The sequence below is a fragment of the Myroides sp. LoEW2-1 genome (assembly GCF_009767705.1).
Classification (GTDB): domain Bacteria; phylum Bacteroidota; class Bacteroidia; order Flavobacteriales; family Flavobacteriaceae; genus Flavobacterium; species Flavobacterium album_A.
In genome coordinates this window covers 1-2,876 of record NZ_WSPP01000021.1, presented here as the reverse complement: position 1 = coordinate 2,876, position 2,876 = coordinate 1, and the positions used below count along the sequence as shown (strand labels likewise).

General features: G+C 31.4%; 1 protein-coding gene. It reads right to left on the bottom strand.

Annotated features, from left to right (window positions below; genetic code table 11):
- Window positions 1-68 precede the first annotated feature (68 nt).
- Window positions 69-2,570 (bottom strand): AsmA family protein, encoded by a 2,502-nt coding sequence (locus tag GOQ24_RS02135; protein ID WP_243731242.1) that lies wholly within the window; start codon window positions 2,568-2,570, stop codon window positions 69-71.
- Between the last annotated feature and the right edge of the window lie 306 nt (window positions 2,571-2,876).

Here is a 2,876-nt window from a genome sequence, read left to right as displayed (position 1 = left end):
ATAACGGAGGTAACTTTATACTTGAGTAAGTAGCTCCACCCAGGCAGACTTTAGTCTGCTTTAACAAACTATGGACTTTCAGTCCATAGTGGTTTATTTATAACTAACTCTCCATTGAAGTCATTTAAGTTATAATCCGTATACTTTACTTTCTTAGCATCTGCTGTAAAAGTAATATCGATATTCCCCGGTACTTGGATAACACCTGTATTATCAGAAGATACTTTCGTTGATGTGGACTGATTATCAGCAAAAACCATAAACTCATCTACATTCATGAAAGGAGTTTCTAAATCAAACTTTCCTTGGATAGTGTCTTCTTTCAATATATAATTAATAACATTTGTTAGATACCCATTCATACTAAACTTAGAGCTACCGTATTGGGCTTCAAACTTTTCAAACTTCATCTTCTCTTTAAAAAATTTGAATACTCCTTTCTTAATATGGAGAGGTTTTGGAAATAACTCCGAACTAACTGTTATATTATCTACCTCAAAACGTCCTCCGTTCTTCAGCTTATCAAAGTTTCCGTTAACTGCATCACTTTGCAAACCACTTAAAAATAAATTAGTTACAATTTTACCTTTAACGTCAATACCGTCTATCTTAAATAACTTATATAGATTATCAATGTTTAGCACTCCTTTAGATTTAACAGTATAATTTAAATTATTTAAATTATACAAACTAGCTGCTATTTGAAATGATTCGTCAGCAATCTTAAAGTCAATTGGAAGTACTTCTACGGTTAAGTCACTCATGGAACCACGTTTACTATTGATCTTAGTATGAATATGAATATCTTCTACTGGTAACTCCGGAATCCTGTCAAAACGAAGATAACCATTCTCCATTTTGATATCTGCTGATACAATAGGAAAACGCTTGCGATTAGGTTCGAATGTACCATTAACTGATCCATCAATATTTACAAGTCCTCTTATCTCCATATCAGAGATTGGTATAAATTCTTTGACATTATCAAGATCAACCTTTGCCTTTAAATCTCCTTGTAAATCATAATTATGTAAATTCTTTATTTTAGCTTTACCTTCTATAAAGTTATCCATTGCTAATAAACTAATATGATTTAGATTAATAGCGATGTTCTTGTAGTTAGAATCTTTACCAATAGCTTCTAAATCGACGTCTACTTTGGAGATTGCTTCCGGTAGCTGTTCGAGTTTGAAATAACCGTTACGCAAAGTTGTAGTGATATCGAATTTTGGAACACTGCTAATAACTGTATTAGTTATAGTTTTACGCAATGTTCTACTTACAACAATGTCCTTTGTAAACAACCCATCAACATTTCCCTTCATTGTTAGATCCCCTTTCATATCAAAGCTACTATTACCTACCGCTTTATTAAATAAAGCTAAATCTAAATTAGAATCTATACTACCATTTACATGCAATGAATCAATACCCTTACTCGAGAGATTCAAAAGACTTTTCTTGCCATCAACACTGAAAGATAAATTGTTCACATTTACTTCATTCTTCTGAATGTCCAATCCTGGTAATGAAAATGAAAATCCAAGCTCTAAATTTTCTAAAGGCTTTGTCAGTTCTCCATGTTGGATATAACCATTATTAACTTGTAAATTCAAATTAACATTTGGAGCTAAACTATCCGCAATAACGTATTTCCCTTCTAATAAGAAATCTCCTGTAACAGTTCCTTTTATAACGGTATTATCTAACCAATCTTGATACTCAGGAGGTATCACTGATAATAGCTGCTCAAGAGACGAATCTTTAGTTTTAATATCGAACAACATATCGTAACCATTCTCAATGAAAGCAAACTTACCTTTAAAATCTACAGGAAGATCTTTTATGCGAATATCGTTACGTTCAAAAATTAAAGTAAGCGACTTAGTATCTATCTGTGTAGATAACTTTGCAAGTATAGGTTTTTCCTTAACATAATGAACACCATCAAAATTCAAATCAAAAGACTGAATACGAATAACACTTTTTAAGTCAAAAATAGCTTCACTCATATTTCCGCGTCCAACATAGTCAAAATTTTGCATAACAAAACTCAACTTGCTTGCTAAATCATTATAAATTACCTCTGCATTCTTAATATGTAATCGATTAATATTCAACTCCAAATCACTGTCCTCCTCTAATTCATTAGACTCACTTGCATAAAAAATATCATAATTAGAAGAACCATCTTCCATCACGTTCACATTCACAAAAGGTTTATCGACATAGATACGACCAAAGCTTACTTTACCAGATAAAAGAGCAAAGGGATTAACTCCAAGACTTACAGACTCAGCTTCGAACAATTGTGTAGAACTAATAGAATCTTGATTAACACCACTAATTGAAGGCTTGGAAATATTTGCAGTTAAAAAAGGGAACTTTGTGTAAAATGATAAGTCTATCTTATCAAACTCAACTTCACCTTTAATTGTTTCTTTAATAACTACCCTAACTTTCTCATTTATAGTATCTATAAAAAACATAGGAACAATCCACATTAATAATAATGTAATTCCTGTAAAACCACCGACAAATAATAGGGACCTTTTTAATATAGTCTTCATTCTAACACTCATAGCTAACTCAAATATTAACACGTACAAAGTAAAGCATTTTTTTCGCAATACATTCTAATTAATTCCACAAAAACCTGCAGTTTAAGTAAAATAATAATAATTACAATTATTGATTCGCAATATTTACCATAAATAAAAACAATCTTTGTGATAAACAAGAAGCTAATAAAACTAATAATAGATAAATAGCCTAAGTATATAAACAAAAAAATCCCCAACCTCATATGAGATTGGGGATTCTTAAAAGAAGGGCGACGACATACTCTCCCACTGGTTAGCAGTACCATCTGCGCT